Origin of the sequence: Vulcanococcus sp. Clear-D1, from assembly GCF_014654725.1 — a bacterium.
Taxonomy (GTDB): Bacteria; Cyanobacteriota; Cyanobacteriia; order PCC-6307; family Cyanobiaceae; genus Vulcanococcus.
On record NZ_JACVZV010000007.1, the window covers coordinates 15,547 to 33,825 of the forward strand.

17 protein-coding genes and 1 tRNA gene are annotated in these 18,279 nt (G+C 67.3%); 9 read left to right on the forward strand and 9 right to left on the reverse strand.

Going from position 1 to position 18,279, the window contains the following annotated elements:
* Positions 1 to 146: 146 nt before the first annotated feature.
* A complete protein-coding gene (locus tag H9532_RS02445; RefSeq protein WP_296365486.1) occupies positions 147 to 1,781 on the reverse strand; it encodes an iron uptake porin in 1,635 nt (544 codons plus the stop codon).
* Positions 1,782 to 1,962: 181 nt separating this feature from the next.
* On the opposite strand from H9532_RS02445, the gene H9532_RS02450 reads away from it, so the two are divergent.
* The 4 genes from H9532_RS02450 (at position 1,963) to H9532_RS02465 (ending at position 5,914) form a co-directional block, all read left to right on the forward strand.
* Positions 1,963 to 4,005 (forward strand): phospholipid carrier-dependent glycosyltransferase, encoded by a 2,043-nt coding sequence (locus H9532_RS02450; protein WP_296365488.1) that lies wholly within the window; start codon positions 1,963 to 1,965, stop codon positions 4,003 to 4,005.
* Positions 4,002 to 4,307, forward strand: coding sequence for a DUF2079 domain-containing protein (locus H9532_RS02455; protein ID WP_296365490.1), 306 nt, complete (start codon positions 4,002 to 4,004; stop codon positions 4,305 to 4,307). Before H9532_RS02450 ends, H9532_RS02455 begins: the two co-directional genes overlap by 4 nt.
* Before the next feature lie 18 nt (positions 4,308 to 4,325).
* Positions 4,326 to 4,799, forward strand: coding sequence for a DUF2079 domain-containing protein (locus H9532_RS02460; protein ID WP_296365492.1), 474 nt, complete (start codon positions 4,326 to 4,328; stop codon positions 4,797 to 4,799).
* Between the two features lie 119 nt (positions 4,800 to 4,918).
* Positions 4,919 to 5,914, forward strand: a complete 996-nt coding sequence (locus H9532_RS02465) for a glycosyltransferase family 2 protein (protein WP_296365494.1) — start codon at positions 4,919 to 4,921, stop codon at positions 5,912 to 5,914.
* Here the strand turns inward: H9532_RS02465 and H9532_RS02470 are convergent.
* Positions 5,857 to 7,122 (reverse strand): ChbG/HpnK family deacetylase, encoded by a 1,266-nt coding sequence (locus H9532_RS02470; protein ID WP_296365497.1) that lies wholly within the window; start codon positions 7,120 to 7,122, stop codon positions 5,857 to 5,859. The two genes, H9532_RS02465 and H9532_RS02470, sit on opposite strands and share 58 nt — an antisense overlap.
* Before the next feature lie 57 nt (positions 7,123 to 7,179).
* Here H9532_RS02470 and H9532_RS02475 point away from each other — a divergent pair, with 57 nt between their 5' ends.
* Together H9532_RS02475 and H9532_RS02480 are read left to right on the forward strand one after the other, a co-directional pair.
* Positions 7,180 to 8,589 (forward strand): DUF2079 domain-containing protein, encoded by a 1,410-nt coding sequence (locus H9532_RS02475; protein WP_296365499.1) that lies wholly within the window; start codon positions 7,180 to 7,182, stop codon positions 8,587 to 8,589.
* A gap of 323 nt (positions 8,590 to 8,912) precedes the next feature.
* A complete protein-coding gene (locus H9532_RS02480; protein ID WP_296365501.1) occupies positions 8,913 to 11,129 on the forward strand; it encodes a hypothetical protein in 2,217 nt (738 codons plus the stop codon).
* Position 11,130: 1 nt separating this feature from the next.
* Here the strand turns inward: H9532_RS02480 and H9532_RS02485 are convergent, their stop codons facing one another.
* Together H9532_RS02485 and H9532_RS02490 are read right to left on the reverse strand one after the other, a co-directional pair.
* Positions 11,131 to 11,622: a photosystem I reaction center subunit XI gene (locus H9532_RS02485; RefSeq protein ID WP_296365502.1), complete on the reverse strand. Its 492-nt coding sequence runs from the start codon at positions 11,620 to 11,622 to the stop codon at positions 11,131 to 11,133.
* Positions 11,623 to 11,664: 42 nt separating this feature from the next.
* Positions 11,665 to 11,781, reverse strand: a complete 117-nt coding sequence (locus tag H9532_RS02490; protein WP_010315023.1) for a photosystem I reaction center subunit VIII — start codon at positions 11,779 to 11,781, stop codon at positions 11,665 to 11,667.
* A 95-nt stretch (positions 11,782 to 11,876) separates the two neighbouring features.
* Here H9532_RS02490 and H9532_RS02495 point away from each other — a divergent pair, with 95 nt between their 5' ends.
* Entirely contained in the window at positions 11,877 to 12,362 is a 486-nt protein-coding gene (locus H9532_RS02495) for a HEAT repeat domain-containing protein (RefSeq protein ID WP_296365506.1), read from the forward strand.
* Here the strand turns inward: H9532_RS02495 and H9532_RS02500 are convergent.
* On the reverse strand, positions 12,314 to 13,312 hold the full coding sequence (locus H9532_RS02500; protein ID WP_296365509.1) for a glycosyltransferase family 2 protein: 999 nt from the start codon (positions 13,310 to 13,312) through the stop codon (positions 12,314 to 12,316). The genes H9532_RS02495 and H9532_RS02500 overlap by 49 nt on opposite strands.
* A 56-nt stretch (positions 13,313 to 13,368) precedes the next feature.
* Positions 13,369 to 14,121, reverse strand: a complete 753-nt coding sequence (locus tag H9532_RS02505) for a C40 family peptidase (protein ID WP_296365511.1) — start codon at positions 14,119 to 14,121, stop codon at positions 13,369 to 13,371.
* A gap of 17 nt (positions 14,122 to 14,138) precedes the next feature.
* Here H9532_RS02505 and H9532_RS02510 point away from each other — a divergent pair, with 17 nt between their 5' ends.
* Entirely contained in the window at positions 14,139 to 15,062 is a 924-nt protein-coding gene (locus H9532_RS02510; RefSeq protein WP_296365513.1) for a serine hydrolase, read from the forward strand.
* A gap of 71 nt (positions 15,063 to 15,133) precedes the next feature.
* Here the strand turns inward: H9532_RS02510 and H9532_RS02515 are convergent.
* Positions 15,134 to 15,222, reverse strand: a tRNA-Ser gene (locus H9532_RS02515).
* 18 nt (positions 15,223 to 15,240) lie between these two features.
* Positions 15,241 to 16,431 (reverse strand): alanine racemase, encoded by a 1,191-nt coding sequence (gene alr, locus H9532_RS02520; RefSeq protein WP_296365515.1) that lies wholly within the window; start codon positions 16,429 to 16,431, stop codon positions 15,241 to 15,243.
* 101 nt (positions 16,432 to 16,532) lie between these two features.
* Here alr and H9532_RS02525 point away from each other — a divergent pair, with 101 nt between their 5' ends.
* Positions 16,533 to 17,060, forward strand: a complete 528-nt coding sequence (locus tag H9532_RS02525) for an HNH endonuclease (RefSeq protein WP_296365518.1) — start codon at positions 16,533 to 16,535, stop codon at positions 17,058 to 17,060.
* Positions 17,061 to 17,067: 7 nt separating this feature from the next.
* Here the strand turns inward: H9532_RS02525 and prfA are convergent, their stop codons facing one another.
* Positions 17,068 to 18,165, reverse strand: a complete 1,098-nt coding sequence (prfA, locus tag H9532_RS02530; protein WP_296365520.1) for a peptide chain release factor 1 — start codon at positions 18,163 to 18,165, stop codon at positions 17,068 to 17,070.
* Positions 18,166 to 18,279 lie beyond the last annotated feature (114 nt).

Consider the following 18,279-nt stretch of genomic DNA (forward strand, 5'->3'; position numbering starts at 1 on the left):
GCAACTACAAGCAGGCGTAGCCGAAAGCACATCCACGCCATGAAAAAAAGCCCCGGCCGAAGCCGGGGCTGATCCAGAGGATTGGAGGACTGTGTGAGGAAGGAACCCTGATGTGTGAGGAAAGGATTCCGGTTCAGATCAAACGATCAGAACTTGAAGGTGGTCTTGATGATGCCACCGAAGTTGGTGAGGGGGGCGCTGCTGTTGCTGCGACCGTTCAGTTCCCAGCCAGCCTGACCGAGGGGGTTGGACAGGTAGTACAGAGCGGGAGTCACGCTGATGTTGTCGGTGACCTGGAACTTGTACCACCACTCCCATGCCCAGTTGCCGTCTTGGGCAGACTGGCTGTCTCGGCCGGTGTTGGTGATGAAGGTGGGCTGCCCCAGAGCCATACCGAGGGCGTTGCCCTTGATGAAGGCGTCATCCCACTGCAGACCGACGTACCAGCTGTTAGCAGTCGGACCGTCGAAGTTGAAACCGTCGTCGTAGTTGGAGTATCCGGTGATGCCCCAGCCAGCGCTGATGGATGGGATAAAGCCGCTCTGAGAGGGCTGCCAGTAGGCGCTCACGGCTACAGAGTTGTTGCTGCCGGCGTAAGCGCCAGCAAGCACTGCAGCAGGTGTACCGGAAGCAGGGCCAACACCGTTGCCGTAGTTGTAGGCAACAGCAGCACCCCAGTTGCTAGCGGCGTAACCGATCTGAGCAGTGAAGGTTTCGTTAGAAGCAGCGGTACCGATACCGCCACCCAGCTGATTGCCATCAGCGTCGTAACGGGAAACAGGGCTGCCGTTGTCACCATTGGCGGCAACGTAGTTGATGCTGAAGCTCCAGCCGTTGTCCTGGTACCACACACCGGCACCAGCACCCAGGTTCAGGCTGTAGGTACCAGGAGCGCCGGCATAGGTGAACACGTCGAGGACGGTGTCAGCGGGGTACACGCTGGGCCACATGGCCAGCATGTCGTCCTGACGGACACGGCCACCGAAGGTCACGGTGACTTTGTCACCGATGGGGAACTGGTAGAAGAGACGGTTGATGGCCACAACGTCACCGCAATCCATGCCGGTGCCGCAGTTCTCCTGGAAGGCCACTTCCAGAGCGTTCAGGCCGAGGTTGGCGCCATTGCCGCCAACGGTGGGAGCACCGCCCCAAGCAGAGTCACCGAAGTTGCCGGCGCGCAGGGTGGTGCGCAGCAGGTCCTTGCCGGTGAAGCTGGTGTCGAAGTTCAGGCGAACGTCGTAAGCGAAGGCTGTAGCACCCTCAAGGTCGCGAGCAGCGTCCTTGATGCGGCCATTGCTGCCGCCGAAGCTGTTGGCACCCAGCACGAAGGTGGCGATACCTTTCAGCTTGGTGGTGGTGGAGAACTGGGTGGCTTCCAGCTCACCCACCTTGGCCTCGAGGCCATCCACACGGCCCTTCAGCACGGCGAGTTCCTTTTCGAACTCCTTCATCAGGCGCTTCAGCTCGTCGGTCACTTCGGTGATCCGGTCGAGGCAAGCGTTCAGCAGGGCGGCCGCTTCATAGCGGGTCATCGCACGGCTGCCGCGGTAGGTGCCGTTGGGGTAGCCGGCCACACAGCCGTAGCGCTCGATCAGGTTGCTCAGTGCTTGATAAGCCCAGTCGGTGGGCTGCACGTCGGAGAACTGGGTGATCGAAGTCACCTGCTCCTCAGAGCCGTACTGGCTCAGGCCAGCAATGTTGAGATCAGCGGCGGAAGCAGCCACAGGAGCCATCAGGCCCAGGGCAGCAGGCGCCAGAAGAAGCTTCTGGAACAGTTTCATGGTCCTCACACCAAAAGAGGAATTGGGCGCAACGCGCCGTGCGGCCATCTTGCAGGCCATGCCACGGGCAACACAGAGAACCTGTGCCACAAAGCCCAATGGCATGTAGCAGCCGATACCAACAAGCTCCCCTGGCGCACCTCGCGCAGACTTCTCTTGCTCCGCCGCCCCACCGCTGCCTGTGTTCAAGCGCTCGCTCTGGCTGTGGTGGCTTCTGCTCGTGGCCCTCTGGCTCCTGGCAACCGCTGCTGATCGCGCCTGGCTCCAGGCCGATCAGCAGCTGCCGGCCTGGGATCAGGCCGACTACCTCAACAGCGCCATCGACCACGGCCGGGCCCTCGGGTTGCTGCGGGGTGGCGGCTGGCCGGGCTGGCAGGGGCTGCTGGATCTCTCTCCGAAAATCCCGCCGCTGGCGTCGCTGGTGAGCGGCACGGTGATGGCCGCGGCCGGCGAGAGCGTGGATGGCGCCAGCTGGGCCCTGAGCCTCTGGCACGGCTTGCTGCTGCTGGTGATCGCTCTTTGGGGGCGGCAGCTGCTCTCACCAGGCTTCGGGCTGCTGGCGGCCGCCCTCGTGGCGCTGGCGCCTGCCCTCTCCAGCCTGCGGGTGGACTTCACCCTCGACATGCCCCTCACCGCCAGCTGCAGCCTGGCCCTGTGGCTGCTCTGGCGCTGGCAGCGACCTGAGCACGGTGGGCGCTGGGGCCAGGCCCTGGCGGCCGCGGCGGCGATGGCCGCGGCCCTGCTGATCAAGCAGAGCGCCCTGTTGGTGCTGGCCCTGCCGGCCCTCTGGAGCTTCGGCCAGGCCCAGGGGCAACCCGGGCGCCGCTGGCAAGCCTGGGCGGCCCTGGCCGTGGTGCTGGCCCTACTGCTGCCGTGGCTGCAGCACAACTGGATCACCACCCTCGGCGGCACCGAGCGCGCTGTGGTCAGTTCCGGAGCGGCCGAAGGCGATCCCGGCAGCCTCGATCCACGCAGCCTGATCTGGTACCCCCGGCTTTGGAGCCAACAACTGGGCGCTGCCAGCCTCGGCGCCGGCCTGGCTGGGCTGGCTCTGCTCGGCTGGCAGCAGCGCGGCCACTGGCGGCAGCGCTGGCCCGATGGCTGGGCCTGGCTGCTGGGGGTAGCGATCAGCGGCTGGCTGTGCACCAGCCTGAGCCCCAACAAAGACGAGCGCTACATCGCTCCGGTGCTGCCGCTCTTGGCGCTGCTGCTGGCGCGAGGCTGGTGGGCCCTGGGGCAGTGGATCGCCCAGCGGCGCTCGGGCCGCTGGGCCGGCGGTGCCCTGGCCCTCGGCCTGCTCAGTGCCGGCGGGATCGAGGCCCAGGCCAGCTGGAGCCAGCTGAATCGCGAGCCGCCCTCGAGCGTGGTGGCGGCGATCCAGAGCCTGCGCGCCCGCGTGGGTGAGGCCCCCACCACCCTTTTGATCAGTGGCAGCAGCCCCGATCTCAATGAGCACAGCCTCACCCTGCTGGGCCGCCAGCAAGGCGGCCAGATCCTGGTGCGGCGCCTGGGGCGCAACCCCGGTGAACAAGACCTTGCCCTCGAGCAGGGGGAGTGGTGGCTGCTGGCCAGCGGCGATCAGGGCACCACACGCCCCTCCGCCCGCGCCCTGAGCCGTGCTGTGCGCCGGGATGGCCGCTACGAACGGGTGCAGATCTGGTCATGGACCAAAGGCCGCCAGCTGGAGCTGTGGCGCCGCAAGCCGGGTTTGGCAGCTCCGAGCTGCTTCCAGCAGCGCTTCATCACCCTGGCCCGAGGGCTGGAGCAAGGCCCCCGCGGCCTTCAGCCGGTGTTTGCGGCCATCGGCCCCTGGCACCTACTCGATCCCCGCTTCAGCTATCAATCAGATGTGAGCCAATGGGCTGAGGCCCAATTGCGGCGCAACCCCAGCGATCGTGATGCGCTCTGGAGCCTGGCCCTGTTGGCGGTGCTGCAGAACAGGCCGCTCCAGGCCGACCACTGGTTTGCCCGCCTGGAGCAGCTCGAGGGCCCGGGCCACTGGCCCAGCGCCTATCGCAGCGTGGTGCAACTGGCCGGCTGGCGCAGCTGCGGCGCAGCGCGGGTGGCCGACACCAAAACCCGCGATCCAGTCGCCGCTTCTGTGCTGCTCGGCCTGCGCGATCTCAGCCGCAGCCTTTGCTTCGATCCGCGCGGCCCCCTGGCGCTGAGCAGCAGCCTGCCAGCAGCGGTTCAAGCCGTGTCTGAGGAGCTGAAGCAGCCATGAACCAACGCCTCAGCCCAGGGCAACGGGTGTGGCTGGCCGCCGGGGTGTTCACCCTCGTGGGCTGGGCACTGCAGTGGTGGCGACTCCACAGCCTCGCCGCCACGATGGATCAGGGCATCCTGTTTCAGGTGCTCTGGAACGGGCTGAGCGGCCATCCGTTCGAGAGCACGCTCTCCTCTCAGCTGTCCACCAACGTGGTGCACGGGGGCGAGCTACCGGCCCCTGGCTACCACCGCCTCGGCCAGCACTTCACCCCCAGCCTGGTGCCATGGATCACGCTGGTGGCTCTGCTGGGCAAGTGAGCGCTGCCGCTGCTGCAGGTGGCGCTGATCGCCGCAGCCGGCCTGGTGCTGCATCGCATCGCGCGCCGGCGGCTGGAGCGAGATCTGGCGGCCATGGTCACCCTGGCGTTCTTCGGAGCCAACGCCTCCCTGGCGCGGATCCCACACGGAGCGAGTGTGGTGGCCAGCAATCAACTCATCCCTCACCTGGCAGCGCGGCTAGTCCTGGTGCGATTCCCCGACCACGGGGCGTATCAAACCCGCTCAGGCGCGGCGATCCATGTGGAGTGGGTCGCCGTGGATCTCAACCAGCATCTCCGCTATGCCGAGGCCTTCCGCCAGGAGCAAAAGGCGCTGAAACGCAGCCTGCAGCTCCTGAAAACACTCCCAAGCGAGGGATACCGCGTGCAGGCGGTGAACGATGGGGTGGTGGTGTTGCAGCGCAACGGAGAGGTGGATGCATCTGCCGAGCAGCAACTCAATCGGCTGCTGCGGGAGATCAAAGAGGGCTGAACGCCCCATACAGGCCAGACAACAGCCCCAACACCCTTCCCAAGCCTTAAGGCTGCGTGCAAGACGCAGATGCTTTGCTGATTGGGTAGCACTCACGCCCGGGCGATCGGGCCTGCCGGATGACCCCGCCCTCGAGCGCCGCATCGCCGCCCAGCCTCTGGGTGGTCGCCGCCTGCTTCAACGAAGCGGTCGGGATCGGAGCGTTCATCCAGGCGATCGAGGCGCTGGGCGTGGCGGAGCAGCTTCTGCTGATCGACGACGGTTCGAGCGACAACACGGCCGCCGTGATCCGCGCCGCGATCGAGGCCCGCCGGGATCAACCCACAGCCCTGCCGATCAGCCTGATCGAGCTCACCCGCAACTTCGGCAAAGAGGCCGCCATGCTCGCCGGCCTCGATCAGGCCCGCGGCCGCTGCGACGCGGTGGTGCTGATCGATGCCGACCTGCAGCACCCGCCTGAACTGATCCCCGCAATGGTGCGCCACTGGCAGGAGGGCGCCGAGATGGTGACGGCGATCCGCAGCGCCGCCGATCAGGAATCCACCCTCAAGATCCTCAGCGCCTCCGGCTTCTATTCACTGTTCAACCGCCTCACCGATTCGGTGCAGCTGGTGGATGGTGCCGGTGATTTCCGGCTGCTCAGCCAGCCAGTGGTGCGCGCCCTCACCGACATGCGCGAGGGCACCCGCTTCTCCAAAGCCCTGTTTCCCTGGACAGGCTTTCGCAGCGTGGACATCAGCTACGACCGCCCCCAGCGCAGCAGCGGGGCCACCACCTGGAACGCTCGGCGGCTGTTCAGCTATGCCCTCGATGGCATCTTCAGCTTCTCGGTGCTGCCCCTGCGCATCTGGATCGCGGTGGGCACGGTGATCTCCCTGATCAGCCTGGTGTATGCACTGGTCCTGGTGATCAGCACGCTGTTGCACGGCATCGATGTGCCGGGCTACGCCTCCCTGATCGTGGCGGTGCTGTTCCTCGGCGGCGTGCAGCTGATCGGCATCGGCATCCTCGGGGAATACATCGGCCGCATCTTTGAGGAAAGCAAGCGCCGGCCGCCTTATCTGGTGCGGCGCATCAGCACCTCGGCTTCCCGCGCGCGCCAGGGGGAGGCGTAGAAACGGCGCGAGAGGGGGTAGGCCTCAAGCTCAGCCACTTCAGCAAGCGAGCCGTCGGCCGGATGAGCCAGCACCACGCCGCCGCAGCGGCGCAGCTGGCGCTGGGCCGCCGCGATCACCGCCGCATCGATCCGGCCGGTGAACAGCACTCCGCAGAAGCCGGCATTGGTGGCGATGCCGCGGCGGGCCAGCTCGTCAGCGCGGCCGCTGTTGAGCAGGCGGAGCAGGAGCCACTTGATCGGCCCGAGGCCCAACCAGCCCTGCCACCACAGCGCCAGGGGAATGCCGCGCCAGGGCCAGGGTTCACGCAGGCTGCGGATCCAGACCGGCCGCTGGTGTGGCGGCAACTGACGCAACTGGCGCCACACCAGCGGCGTGAGGTGCACGTGCTGGTGACCATCCAACCGCAGGGGTCGCGTGGGGAAGAGCTCCTGAAAGCGCTGGATCTGGGCCTGAAGCTCCAGGGCCAGCTGGGCCTCGATCCGCCGCCGGGGCGGACACCAAGGCGGCAGACAGCCGAGCAGCAACAAACGCCCAAATCCAAGGGCCAGGCGGCCCCGATCATCGAGCAACGCCGGGATCCGAGCCGGATCCGCCGCCGGCGGCCCCTCGCTCAGGCAGAGGTGAAGCGCCAGCTCAAGATTCGGCCGCCGCGCGCAGGCCTCGGCCGCCGCTGCTGCCGCCGGGCCGGCCACCAGCACGCTGGCGGAATCAAGGGCGCCCGCATCGCAGAGCTCCAGGATCGTGGCGTTCACCGCCGGATGCAGGCCGAGATCATCGGCGTGAAACTGCAACGGGCCCGCGGCGGGAGAGCGGTCGCGCCGGGCGCGGCTGTGGCGGGCCGCCAGCGACCAAATCACATAGTTGATCGCGGTGGGGGTGAACACCATCACCAACGTGCCGCCGGCACTGCGAGCCCAGGCCCCCAGCCAACCGGGCAACAACAAGCTCACCAGCACGTTGAGGCTCGTTTGGATCAGCAGCCAGCGCCGCGGAAAGGTGCTGCCACCGGTGTGTTCACGGAAGGTGAACAGGGCATGGGCCAGATAGCCCCACACCGAAGCCAGCAGAAACCCCAGCAGGTTGGCCAGCGCCAGGGGCCAGCCCAGCCACTCGCCACCAAGCAACACCAGCGCATGGATCGCTGCGGCCAGCACCCCCACACCGCCGTAGCGCATCAGCTCCGCCAGCTTCGCCCGCACGCCCACCGCCATCCATGGCCAGGGCCGGCAGCCTATGGGAAGCTCGGCGCCTGAGCATCCGCCATGCCCGACAGCCGAAGCCTGCCGCCCCGCAATCTCCTACTCACCAGTGGGGCGATTGCGTTGTTGTTGTGGATCTGCGCGGCGGCGCGCCATGCCCTCCTGCAGAGCAACGCCTACGACCTCGGCCTGTTCGATCAGTGGATCTGGCTGGTGAGCCGCGGCCTGCCGCCGATCTCTTCCATGGAGGGGGTTCACATCCTGGCGGACCACGGCGCCTGGGCCCTCTATGGCGCGGCCCTGCCCTACAGGCTGCTGAGCAGCGTGCAGTGGTTGTTGGCCAGCCAGGCCGCCGCGCTCAGCTTCACGGCCCTGCCGATCTGGTGGGTGGGCCGCCAGGCCGGCCTCAGCCCGAAGCTCTGCTGGCTGGCCTGCGGCCTGTGGTGGCTGCAGCCGGTGGTGTTCAACGCCAACCTCTTCGACTTTCACCCCGAGGTGTGGGTGATGCCGGCCCTGGCCGGTTGCTACTGGGCCAGCCGCGCCGAGCGACCCTGGCTCTGGTTTGGCCTGCTGCTGCTGCTGCTCGGCTGCCGCGATGGTCTGGTGCTGGTGGTGGCGGGCCTGGGCCTAGAGCAGGCGCTGCGGCGCCGCTGGATCTGGGCCGGCGCCGCGATCGGCCTGGCGCTGGGCTGGCTGGCGCTGCTCAACCGTTGGCTCTACCCGCTGCTCAAGGGGAGTGATGCCGGGCCCAAGGCGGCGGGCAAGCTCTTCTCCTATCTGGGCGACAGCCTCGATCAGGTGCTGCTCAACATGCTCACCCGGCCCGATCTGCTGCTCAAGCATGTGGACTGGGCCAGCGGCCTGCTGTATCTGCTGCTCATCAGCGTGGCGGTCGCACCGTTCTGGCGGAAGGTGTCGCTACCGGTGCTGGCGGGTGCCATCCCGCTCGTGCTGGTGAATGTGCTTTCCGAGGAGGCTCCTCAGCGCACCCTCGTGCACCACTACAGCCTGCCGGTAGCCGTGATCGCTGTGGTTGCCGCCATCGATGGTCTCGCCCTACAACCCCGCCAACCGATGCCCTGGCGGAGCTTCAGCTGGAGCGTGGTGTGCTGGGCGGCCTTAGCCAAACCGTGGTTCTTCACCGGCCCCTACCTGGAGCGTGTGGATCAGCGACCCGCCCTCCAGGAAGCGATCGCGGCCGTGCCGCCCGAGGCACGCCTGAGCACCACCAGCTATCTGGTGCCCCAGCTGAGCCAGCGCCAGCAGGTGAGCTTCCCCCGCACCCGCCGCGACCGCACCCGGCTCGAGCAGCTCGATGCCCTGCTGCTCAACCCGAAGGATCCCGGCTGGGGCTCCTCGCAGGCACGCCAGCAAGAGCTCCTGCGTGAAGCCCGCGCCGCCGGCTGGAGCTGCCGCCGCTGGGACAACGGCCTGGAGCTCTGCCAAAACGATGCCCCCGGAGGGCACAGCTGACGCTGGCTCTCCGGGGGCTCTCGCCGGGTCCGCTCTGGCGCGGAACCGAATGATCTAGGAATCAGGCGCCGTAATCAGCCGGCGTTCTCCGCGATCAGCAGACCCTGCATGGAACAACTGTGACTCACGGGCACCTCCTCCTTGGGGGATTGGGATCAGCCGGCGATGCATTCGGCACCAGGAGGGCGCAAGCGCCGCACTGAGGCCACATCACTGCTGACGGAACCCGCAAACTTTAACGAGATTGATGCGGTGCGCGAGCTTGCCAGGCTGGGTGAGCCACGACACGCCTCACGCCCAGGCCTCCTCCCCAGGCTGAACCCATGGATGTGCTGCAAGCCGGCGATCACATCGTTCTGGCACCCAGCGGCGAACCCTGGAGGGTGCGGCAGGTGCTGCCACGGCGACTGCGGCTCAGCAGTGATGCACTCCTGCACAACGGATCGCTGCAGCAGCGCCTGATCAACGCCAGCCTGCACCTGAGCTGGGTACAAGCGATCCGGGTCAACATCCTGGCGGGCAGCCTGGTGATCGTGCACAGCTGCCAACGCAGCCTGCGGCGCCGTCAGCTTCAGGCCCTGCTGCACCTGGCCCTGCGGCACGAGCACGACCAGGCTCTGGCGTTCATGCCACGGGCCTCCAGTACAGCCCTCTGGCACCTCACAGGCACCACCGGGCTTTTGGCAGGGGTCGGCGTGCTCGGCCTACCCGCCTGGCCAGGACTGTTGCTGTTCATTGGGCTCTGTTACCTGCCTCTGGCTGCGCGCTGCCTACGCAGCCTGGGGCAACGGCAACTGGCTGGCAGCTGGCTTGATCTGTTCTGGTTCAGCAGCCTGTTGCTGCAGGCCAGCCCCGTGGCGGTGTTACTGGAATGGACCCTGGAAACCGCCGGCAAGGTGTTCAAGGCCTGGACACCTTCGCCTGGCTTCGCGGAGGCCTTTCAGAAGCAACTGCAGGGCCGGCTGACAGATCTCAGCTTTGCCGTGCAGCAGATCGATGGAAGCTGGCAGCACCAACCCTTCGAGGGTCTCGCAGCCGGAGATCGACTGCTGCTCGGCCCCGGTGATCCATTGCCGGCCCATGGCCTGGTCGTGGATGGCCAAGCGCTGGTGAGCACGCGCTGGCGCGATGGTGACCCGCGTTTGCTCAGCGCCCGTGCCTTCCAGCAACTGCCGTTTGGAACCATCGTGATCGAGGGCCAGCTGCAGGTTCGGCTGGTGTGCGCCTCCATGCAGGATCCTGAACTCAGGCTCCTGCAACGGCTGCTCCACAAAGCACAACTGGAGGCCGCGCGCACATCCAAGCCATCCCTGCTTCGCGATGCCGAACGCTGGCATCAGGCCTCGGTGCCCTACCTGTTGATCGCCGGAGCTGCCCTGCTGGTGGTGGGCCCCCATGGCAGCGCCGGCGCCCTGATGCAGTTCGATCCAGCCAGCGATTGGCAGCTTTCTGCCTCTCTCACCTACGGGGATGCCCAGCGCGATCTGCTCTGGCAAGGCCTGGTGTTACGACGAGCTGAGGCGATCGACGCCCTGGCCCACTGCCAGCAGCTGCTGGTGAGTGAGTCCGTTGTGCTCAGCACCAGCCAGTGGCACATCGGCGGCATCTACCCCCTGCCATTTCAGATCAGCCGCGACGAACTCATCCAGGCCGTGGCCGGCTTCCGCTGCCATCAGAAACCGCATGGCCTCCACCCGCTCCGTGGCCTCCTTGAGGAGGAAGACCTCCTGCCGGCAGTGGTGGAGGGTCTCCGACCACTGGGCGTCCATGGGGTTGAGGGCCGCATCAAGGGCAACACCTATCAGTTCGGTGGCCAATCGATGCTCCAGCATCTGAGGCTGCAGGCGCCGGCCGAGCTGATTACCTCAGCTTCGGAGACTCTTCTGTATCTCGTGCACCAGGGGCAGGTGCTCGGAGCGGTGGGCTTTGAAATGGAGCTCTCACGCCACCTGGTCAAGGGCTTGCGCCAGCTGCAACGAGCCGGCTGGCAGCTTCATCTGCTGGTGGAAAGCCACAGTGAATTGCTCGAAGACCTCGCTGGCCGGCTACATCGACAGGCCACAGCTACTTACACGGCCGCCAATCCCCATGAGCGCAATCGCGTCGTCAGCGAGCTGCGCCAGAAGCAGCCGCTGGCCATGCTCGGCAACGGGGCCCTGGATGCCCTTTGCCTAGCCCAGGTCGATCTCTCGATCGAGCTGCTCAATGAGCAGCACGGACTCAGCGGCGAAAACGCTGATCTCATGCTTCGGCCGGAAGCGCTGACAACCCTGGCGGGATCGCAGATGATCGCGCTGGAGGCCTCCCGGCGCCACCGCCGCAACCTCGCCCTGGTGCTTGTGCCCCACCTCGCGGTGGTGCTGCTCAACCTTGTGCTGCCGCTCAACCCTGTGCTGGCAGTGTTGAGCGTGGACCTCCCGGTGCTGCTCGCGGAGCTGGGCCGCGTTAGCGGTGGACAGGAAGCGCTACGGAAACCCAACAAAAAAGCCCCGCCAAGGCGGGGCAGTTCAAAAAGGCGGGAAGTCTCGAGGAGCGGCTGACTCAGCCCACGCTCCACACGCCACCGGCGATCTTCACCAGGGGAGACACGATGGTGGTGCCTGCGAGGAACCAGGCGAAGGCAGCGCCGCCGCAACCGCCGAGCCAGAAGCCGCTGGCGAATTCAGCCCAGCCGGCCTTGGTGAACAGGTCGGCGGGAGGGTTGTCGATGGTGGCGTCAGCGGGCTGCACGTTGGGGCCGCGGCCAGCGGTGCCGTAGAGCGACAGGCAGACGGTGAGGATCGACACCAGACCCACTGCCGCCAGCAGACCAGCGGTGCTGGCGTATTCGGTGGCGCGCAGCGGGCCGGTGATGGCGAAGGGTCCGTAGAGGAAGAAGCCATGGGCCATACCCACTTCCAAACCGCGGCGGTTCGGAGAGAGGGAAGGGCGATAGGCCGGCAGCGCGTTCAGGAAGGCACGGCTGAAGTAGCTGCTGTTGACGGGAGTGGCCAGATTGCCGACGCAGGGGTCGGCGACGGGGGTCACGGTCATCGGTGAAAGGGAGTTGGTTGGCGGCGATGAAGCGGCGACAGCTCAGTCGCGGGCTTCGATCACGTTGAACAGCAGGGCCATGGCCACCGCAGGAGCGAGGATCCCGACAAGGGGCACGAACACCGAGGGCATCCAGGCGGCGACGAAGTCTCCGGTCATCAGCGTGGGCCAATACAGCTACCGTTCGGCACTGTAAGGAGCTCTTCCAAAGCTGCTCTCTGGCAGCGGAAGGGGCGACATAAAAGTTCAGACCGATGACCCAGGCCCTCTCCGGAGCAGCGATCGCCGCCGTGATCGCTGCGTGCTGGCTGCTCGGGCGGCCGCGCCCGAAGATCCTGCGCTCCACCGATGCCTCCGCGGTGGCGGCCCTCAACCGCAGCCAGATGGAGCTGGTGCTGCCGCGCCAGAGGGAAGCGGCCAGCAGCGCTGACTCCAGCAGCCACAACAGCCTCAGCGTTGCGCTGCCCAGCGCCGCCGACCGGCGAGGTCGCCTGCAACTGCTGGCGCAACTGGAGCGGCAGTTCCAACAGGGCGGCGAGCCGCGCCGCCAGGCCCTGGCGGTGTGCAGCGCCTGGCAGCACCGCGACGCCCTGCCGCTGATCCGCCGCGGCCTGCGCGATAGCGATCAGCAGGTTGCGGCTTTGGCCGCCGAAGCCATGGCCCACTTCCGCGGCCGCAGTGCGGCAACTGCTCAGCTCGCTGTAGCCAAACCACCCCGCAACGTTTCACGCACCCGGTAGATCGGCCGGCCCTGGCTTTCGTGATAGGTGCGCATCTGCAGCTCCGCCAACAGGCCGAAGCAGAACAGCTGCACCCCCGCGATCAGCGCCAGCACCGCCACCAGCAGCAGCGGGCGGTTACCGATCTCAGCTCCCATCAGCTTCTCCACCAGCAGGTAGGCGCTGAGCACCGAGCCGATCGCGATTCCCACCAGCCCGCCGAAGCCGAACACGTACATCGGCCGGGTGAGGAAGCGCTTCATGAACCACACGGTGAGCAGATCCATCAGCACCCGGAAGGTGCGATCGATGCCGTATTTGCTCTGCCCGAACTGGCGGGCGTTGTGGTTCACCTTCACCTCACTGATGCGCGCTCCCTCGATGAAGGCCAGCGCCGGCAGGAAGCGATGCAGCTCGCCGTAGAGGTTCATGTCCTCCACCAGCTCACGCCGATAGGCCTTGAGGGAGCAGCCGTAATCGTGGAGCTTCACGCCGGTCACCCGGGCGATCAGGCGGTTGGCAATCTTGCTGGGGAGCAGGCGGCTCACGGCGTTGTCCTGGCGTTGATGGCGCCAGCCGCTCACCAGATCAAACCCCTGCTCAAGCTGCGCCAGCAGCATCGGAATATCAGCCGGATCGTTCTGCAGATCCCCATCGAGCGTGATGATCACCCGGCCGCGGCTCACATCAAACCCAGCCGACATGGCCGGGGTCTGGCCGTAGTTGCGGCGCAGCAGCACCGCCACCAGCTCCGGGGTGGCAGCCGCCAGCTCGCGCAGCACCGCAGCGGTGCCGTCGCTGGAGCCGTCGTCGACCAGCACCAGCTCAAAGCTGCGGCCCAGGGGCCGCAAAGCTTCGAGCAACCGGGCCACCAGCAGCGGCAGGCTCTCCTCTTCATTAAAAAGAGGCACCACAATCGAGAGCTCAGGCTGGCCCGCCAACGCTGATCCGGGCTCTGTCGTGGCGTTCATCCGGCAGCTGAGGCTGGCTGGAACCTAGGCCAGCAGCAGCGTGAGGAGCATGGCCATCAGGGCAAGGTGCTGCCGTCGTGGCAGCGGATCACACGGCCGGCACCGCGGAGTTCGCGGCGGTAGTGCACGCTCACCGGATCCAGCAACTGCGGATCGAGGCCGTCGATGCCGATGCCGTTGCGGCCGTGCTCACGGCCGGAGCTGTGCAGATAGCGGCCATCTCCCAGATAAAGCCCCACGTGGGTGCAGCGCTGCGGCCGCCCGAAGAAGATCAGATCCCCAGGCCGCAGCAGGCTGTAGCAGCCTGGCGCCACGGCCACGGGCTGGCAGAAGCGCTCCTGCTGATAGGCGTCGCGCGGCACCCAGATGCCGGCCTGGGCGAAGGCGGCCTGAATCAGACCGGAGCAATCGAAATCCGGCCCGAGCGTGCCGCCCCATAAGTAGTGATTCGGCTGCTGGCGCGCCCGCTCCGCAAAGGCCAGCACCGCAGGCAGCGCCGCGGTGATCTGGCTGGCATCCAACAGCCGCGGCTGGGGCGGCAGGCAGGCACGGGCATGGCCCAGCACCAGCATGGGATCAAGCCAACCGGGATAGCCGTCTTCCCGTAGGCGCACCCGCAGGCGCTGGCGCCCGGGCTGCAACGGCTCGATCACGGTGAACACCCGCCCGGATGCGGCCTGGGTGGCCAGGCCGGCCCCCTGCCAATGGCTGGTGAGATCCACAGGCGCCGTGAGCCGCCAGCTGCTGCCGAGCTGCAACAGCTCCAGGGCCACCGGTGTGCCTTCGGCCAACCTCCCTAATCTCGCCATTGCCCCCTTTGGCCGCGATGGCGTTCTACTGCCCGGATGGGGCGATGGCCCAACAGCTCGAGGCCAGCTTGGCGGCCCTGGAGGCCGATGGCCGCCCGGGGTTGAGCGAACAGGTGTCGATCAGCTGGGTGCGCTATGGCAGCTCCTTGATCGACAGTGCCTCGCCCCGCAGCGATCTGGCCGATTTCTGGGCCGATCAGCCGCCCGGCGCCAGTTGGCGGGGGAATCAGGCCCGCTATCCGGCCAGCGTAGTGAAGCTGCTCTATCTGGTGGCCGCCGAAGCCTGGCTGCAACGCCAGTTGATCGACGACACGCCGGAACTGCGCCGCGCCCTGGCGGACATGATCCGCGATTCGAGCAACGACGCCACCGGCCTGGTGCTGGATCTACTCACCGGCACCACCAGCGGTCCGGAGCTGCCCGAGGCGGCCTTTCGGCGCTGGAGCCTGCAACGCCAGCTGGTGAACCAATGGTGTGAACAGCTGGGTTGGCCGGAGTGGCAGGGCTGCAATGCCTGCCAGAAAACCTGGGGTGATGAGCCCTACGGGCGTGAGCATCAGTTCTATGGACCGGCCCTGGAGAACCGCAACCGCCTCAGCAGCGATCTGTGCGCGCGGCTGCTGCATGGGGTGATCGCCGGTGCCCTGGTGTCACCGCCCGCCTGCAAGCGGATGCGCGATCTGCTGGCCCGCAGCCTTGATCTCAGCGAGCGCCGCGCCGACCCGGAGAACCAGGTGGATGGCTTCCTGGGTGAGGGCCTTCCGGGCGGCGCGCGGCTGTGGAGCAAGGCCGGCTGGATGAGCCAGGCCCGCCACGATGCGGCCTACGTGGAAGTGGAAGGGCTGGCGCCAATGCTGCTGGTGGTGTTCAGCGAAGGCCAGGCCCGGGCTGGCGACGCGCAGCTCCTGCCCGAACTCTGCCGGCAGCTCCTTGCGGCATAACCGCAACGGCGGAGCGGCAGCAAAAAGCCCCCTGCTCGAGGGGGCTTTTTGCTCAGGGATCACACCTGGAACGGAGAGGGAGGGATTCGAACCCTCGACAGAAGTTGCCTCCTGTAACTCCTTAGCAGGGAGCCGCTTTCAACCACTCAGCCACCTCTCCAGCGGCCCGCTGAGCTTATCAGCCGCCCGGCCCAGCAGCGGGTAGGCGCGGCAGCCGATGCTTGAAGCCGCAGAGGATTTCCCAGGGGATCGTGCCGCAGGGATCGCTCCACGCCAGGGGATCGATGCGCTCGCCCCCATCGCTGCCCAGCAGCGTCACCACGCTGCCCTGATCCAGCTGCGGGGCATCGGTGGCATCGAGCACCAGCTGATCCATCGTGATCGCCCCCACCTGGGGAATCCGCCGGCCCTGATGCAGCACCTGCAGGCGGTTGGAGAGCAGCCTCGGCACGCCATCGGCGTAGCCGATGCTCACCACCGCCAGGCGGCTGGGCCGCTGGGTGGTGAAGCGATGCCCATAGCTCACACCCGTGCCGGCAGGTACCTCCCGGATCAGGCTCACCCGGGCCCGCACTTGCATGGCGGGCTGCAGCACCAGGCTGCCCCCCAGGTGAGCCGCCGGCCGCTGGCCATAGAGCGCCAGACCCACCCGCACCATGTCGTAGTGGAGCTGCGCCGTGCGCAAGGTGCCGGCGGAATTGGCCAGATGGCGGCTGCCGCAGCCCAAACCGGCCTGCTGCACCGCCGTGAGCACCTGCTCAAAGCGCTCCTGCTGCTGGCGCGTCAGCGGATCGAGGCCCGTGCCAGGTGCATCGGCATCGGCCAGATGGGAATAGAGCCCAGCCAGCTGCACCGCTTCCAGGGCGGAGATGGCCTCCACGATCCGGCGCCCCTCCTGCCAGGGGGCGCCGAGGCGGGCCATGCCTGTATCCAGCTTGAGCTGCACCGCCATCGGCCGGCCGCTGCCCGCCGCCAGGTTCTGGCAGAGCAGGGCCTCGCGCATGCCACTGAGGGTGGGCATCAGCTGCCAGTGCAGGCAGGCGCGCAACTCCTCAGGCTGCGTGAGGTTCCCGAGCACCAGCACCGGCTGGCGCAGACCCGCCTGACGCAGCTCCACCCCCTCCTGCAGGGTGGCCACCCCAAAACTGCTGGCCCCACCAGCGGCCGCGGCCCGTGCTACCGGCACCGCACCATGGCCATAGCCATCGGCCTTCACCACGGCCATCAGGTTGCAGCCGGGCGCCAGGGAGCGGCGCAGACTGCGGGCATTGGCCTGCACCGCTGCTTCACACACCTCCACCCAGGCCCGCTGGCGCGGATGGGGCCAGGGTTGCCCGGAGGGGCTGATGGCCGGGGAGGCTTCTGTCATCCGGCGGGGCGTCGCGGAAAGCGTAAGCGGGGATGCATCGCGTTCCGGATCGTGGCCCCTAGCATGGCGAGCAATTCCAGGGCTGCCAGGGGGCCACTCCCATGGGCCACGTGCTGGTTCTCAACGCCTCCTACGAGCCGCTCAACATCACGAGCTGGCGGCGCGCCACGGTGATGGTGCTCAAGGGGAAGGCGGAAGGGCTTGAGCACGCGGCGGATCTGCAGCTGCGGCCTGGCCTGCATCGCCCCACCGTGATCCGGCTGCGCCAATTCGTGCGGGTGCCGTTCCGGGCCCTGCCGCTCACCCGCCGCAACCTGTTCCAGCGCGACGGCCACCGCTGCCAATACTGCGGCAGCGAGAGCGAGCGGCTCTCGATCGATCATGTGATGCCCCGCAGCCGCGGCGGCAGCCACAGCTGGGACAACGTGACCACCGCCTGCCTGCGCTGCAACGTGCACAAGGGCAATCGCACCCCCCGCGAAGCGGGGATGCTGTTGCTGCAGCCCCCGAGGCGGCCGCTGAGTGGGCCGTTGTTTGAGGCCCAGCGCCAGATGGCCCGGGGCCAACACCACGAATGGGCCAAATACGTGCAGGGTTGGGACGACAACGGCCACAACGCCGCAGCCTGAGCCAGCCTCAGCCGCCGGCCTGCTCCGCCAGCTCCTCGAGCTGCCGGCGCTGATCGGCCGACACACACGCACCGATCAACTCCGCCAACTGCCCCTGCAGGACCGGCTCCAGGGAGAAGTTGCGGCCGAGGCGATGGTCGGTGGTGCGGTTGTCTTTGTAGTTGTAGGTGCGGATCTTTTCGCTGCGGTCGCCCGTGCCCACCTGCGCCAGGCGAGCCGAGCGCTCCTCAGCGTTGGCGGCCGCCAGCTCCCGCTCATAAAGCTTGGCCCGCAGGATCTCCAGGGCCCGTTCGCGGTTTTGCAGCTGCGAGCGCTCCTGGGTGCAGAACACACGGATACCCGTGGGTTTGTGGAGCAAATCCACCGCGGTTTCCACCTTGTTCACGTTCTGGCCGCCAGCGCCGCCGGAGCGGGCCGTGCTGATCTCCAGATCCCCCGGATCGATCTGCACCTCCACCGGATCGGCCTCCGGCATCACCGCCACCGTGGCGGTGGAGGTGTGCACCCGGCCCTGGGATTCAGTAGCCGGCACCCGCTGCACGCGGTGCACACCGGCTTCAAACTTCAGCTGGCTGAACACGCCATCGCCCTTGATCGCCAGGATCAGTTCCTTGTACCCGCCGAGTTCGGCCTCGGAGGCACTCACCGGCTGCACCTTCCAGCCCACACTCTGGGCGTAGCGCTCGTACATCCGGGCCAGATCACCGGCCCAGAGCGCCGCTTCATCGCCGCCGGCCCCAGCGCGGATCTCCAGCATCACGCTGCGTTCATCGCGGGGATCGCGCGGCAGCAACGCCAGGGTGAGCTGCTCTTCGAGGGCGCTGATGCGGGTGGCCAGCTCAGCCAGTTCCTCCTGGGCCAGGGCCTCGAGGTCGAGATCGCCGCGGCTCTCGCGCAGCAACTCCCGTGCCTGCTGCTCTTGGCCTTGGAGAGTCTGCAGTTCGTCGTACCCCATCACCAGGGGCTCCAGCCGCGCCCGTTCACGGGCGATCGGCTCGAGCTGGGCTGGGTTGGCAGCCACATCCGGGTCTGCCAGCTGCCGCTCAAGCGTGTCGAAGGTGATGCGCGCCGCGTCGAGGCGCTCACTCAGGAAGGAGGCGTCCATGCAGGAAGGAAACGAGCGCGGAACAAACAGGCGATCGGGCAGTGAACAGCAAAAAGCCGGATGCCCTGAAGCATCCGGCTCATGCTCAACACCACAGCATCAGGGCTGCAGCGA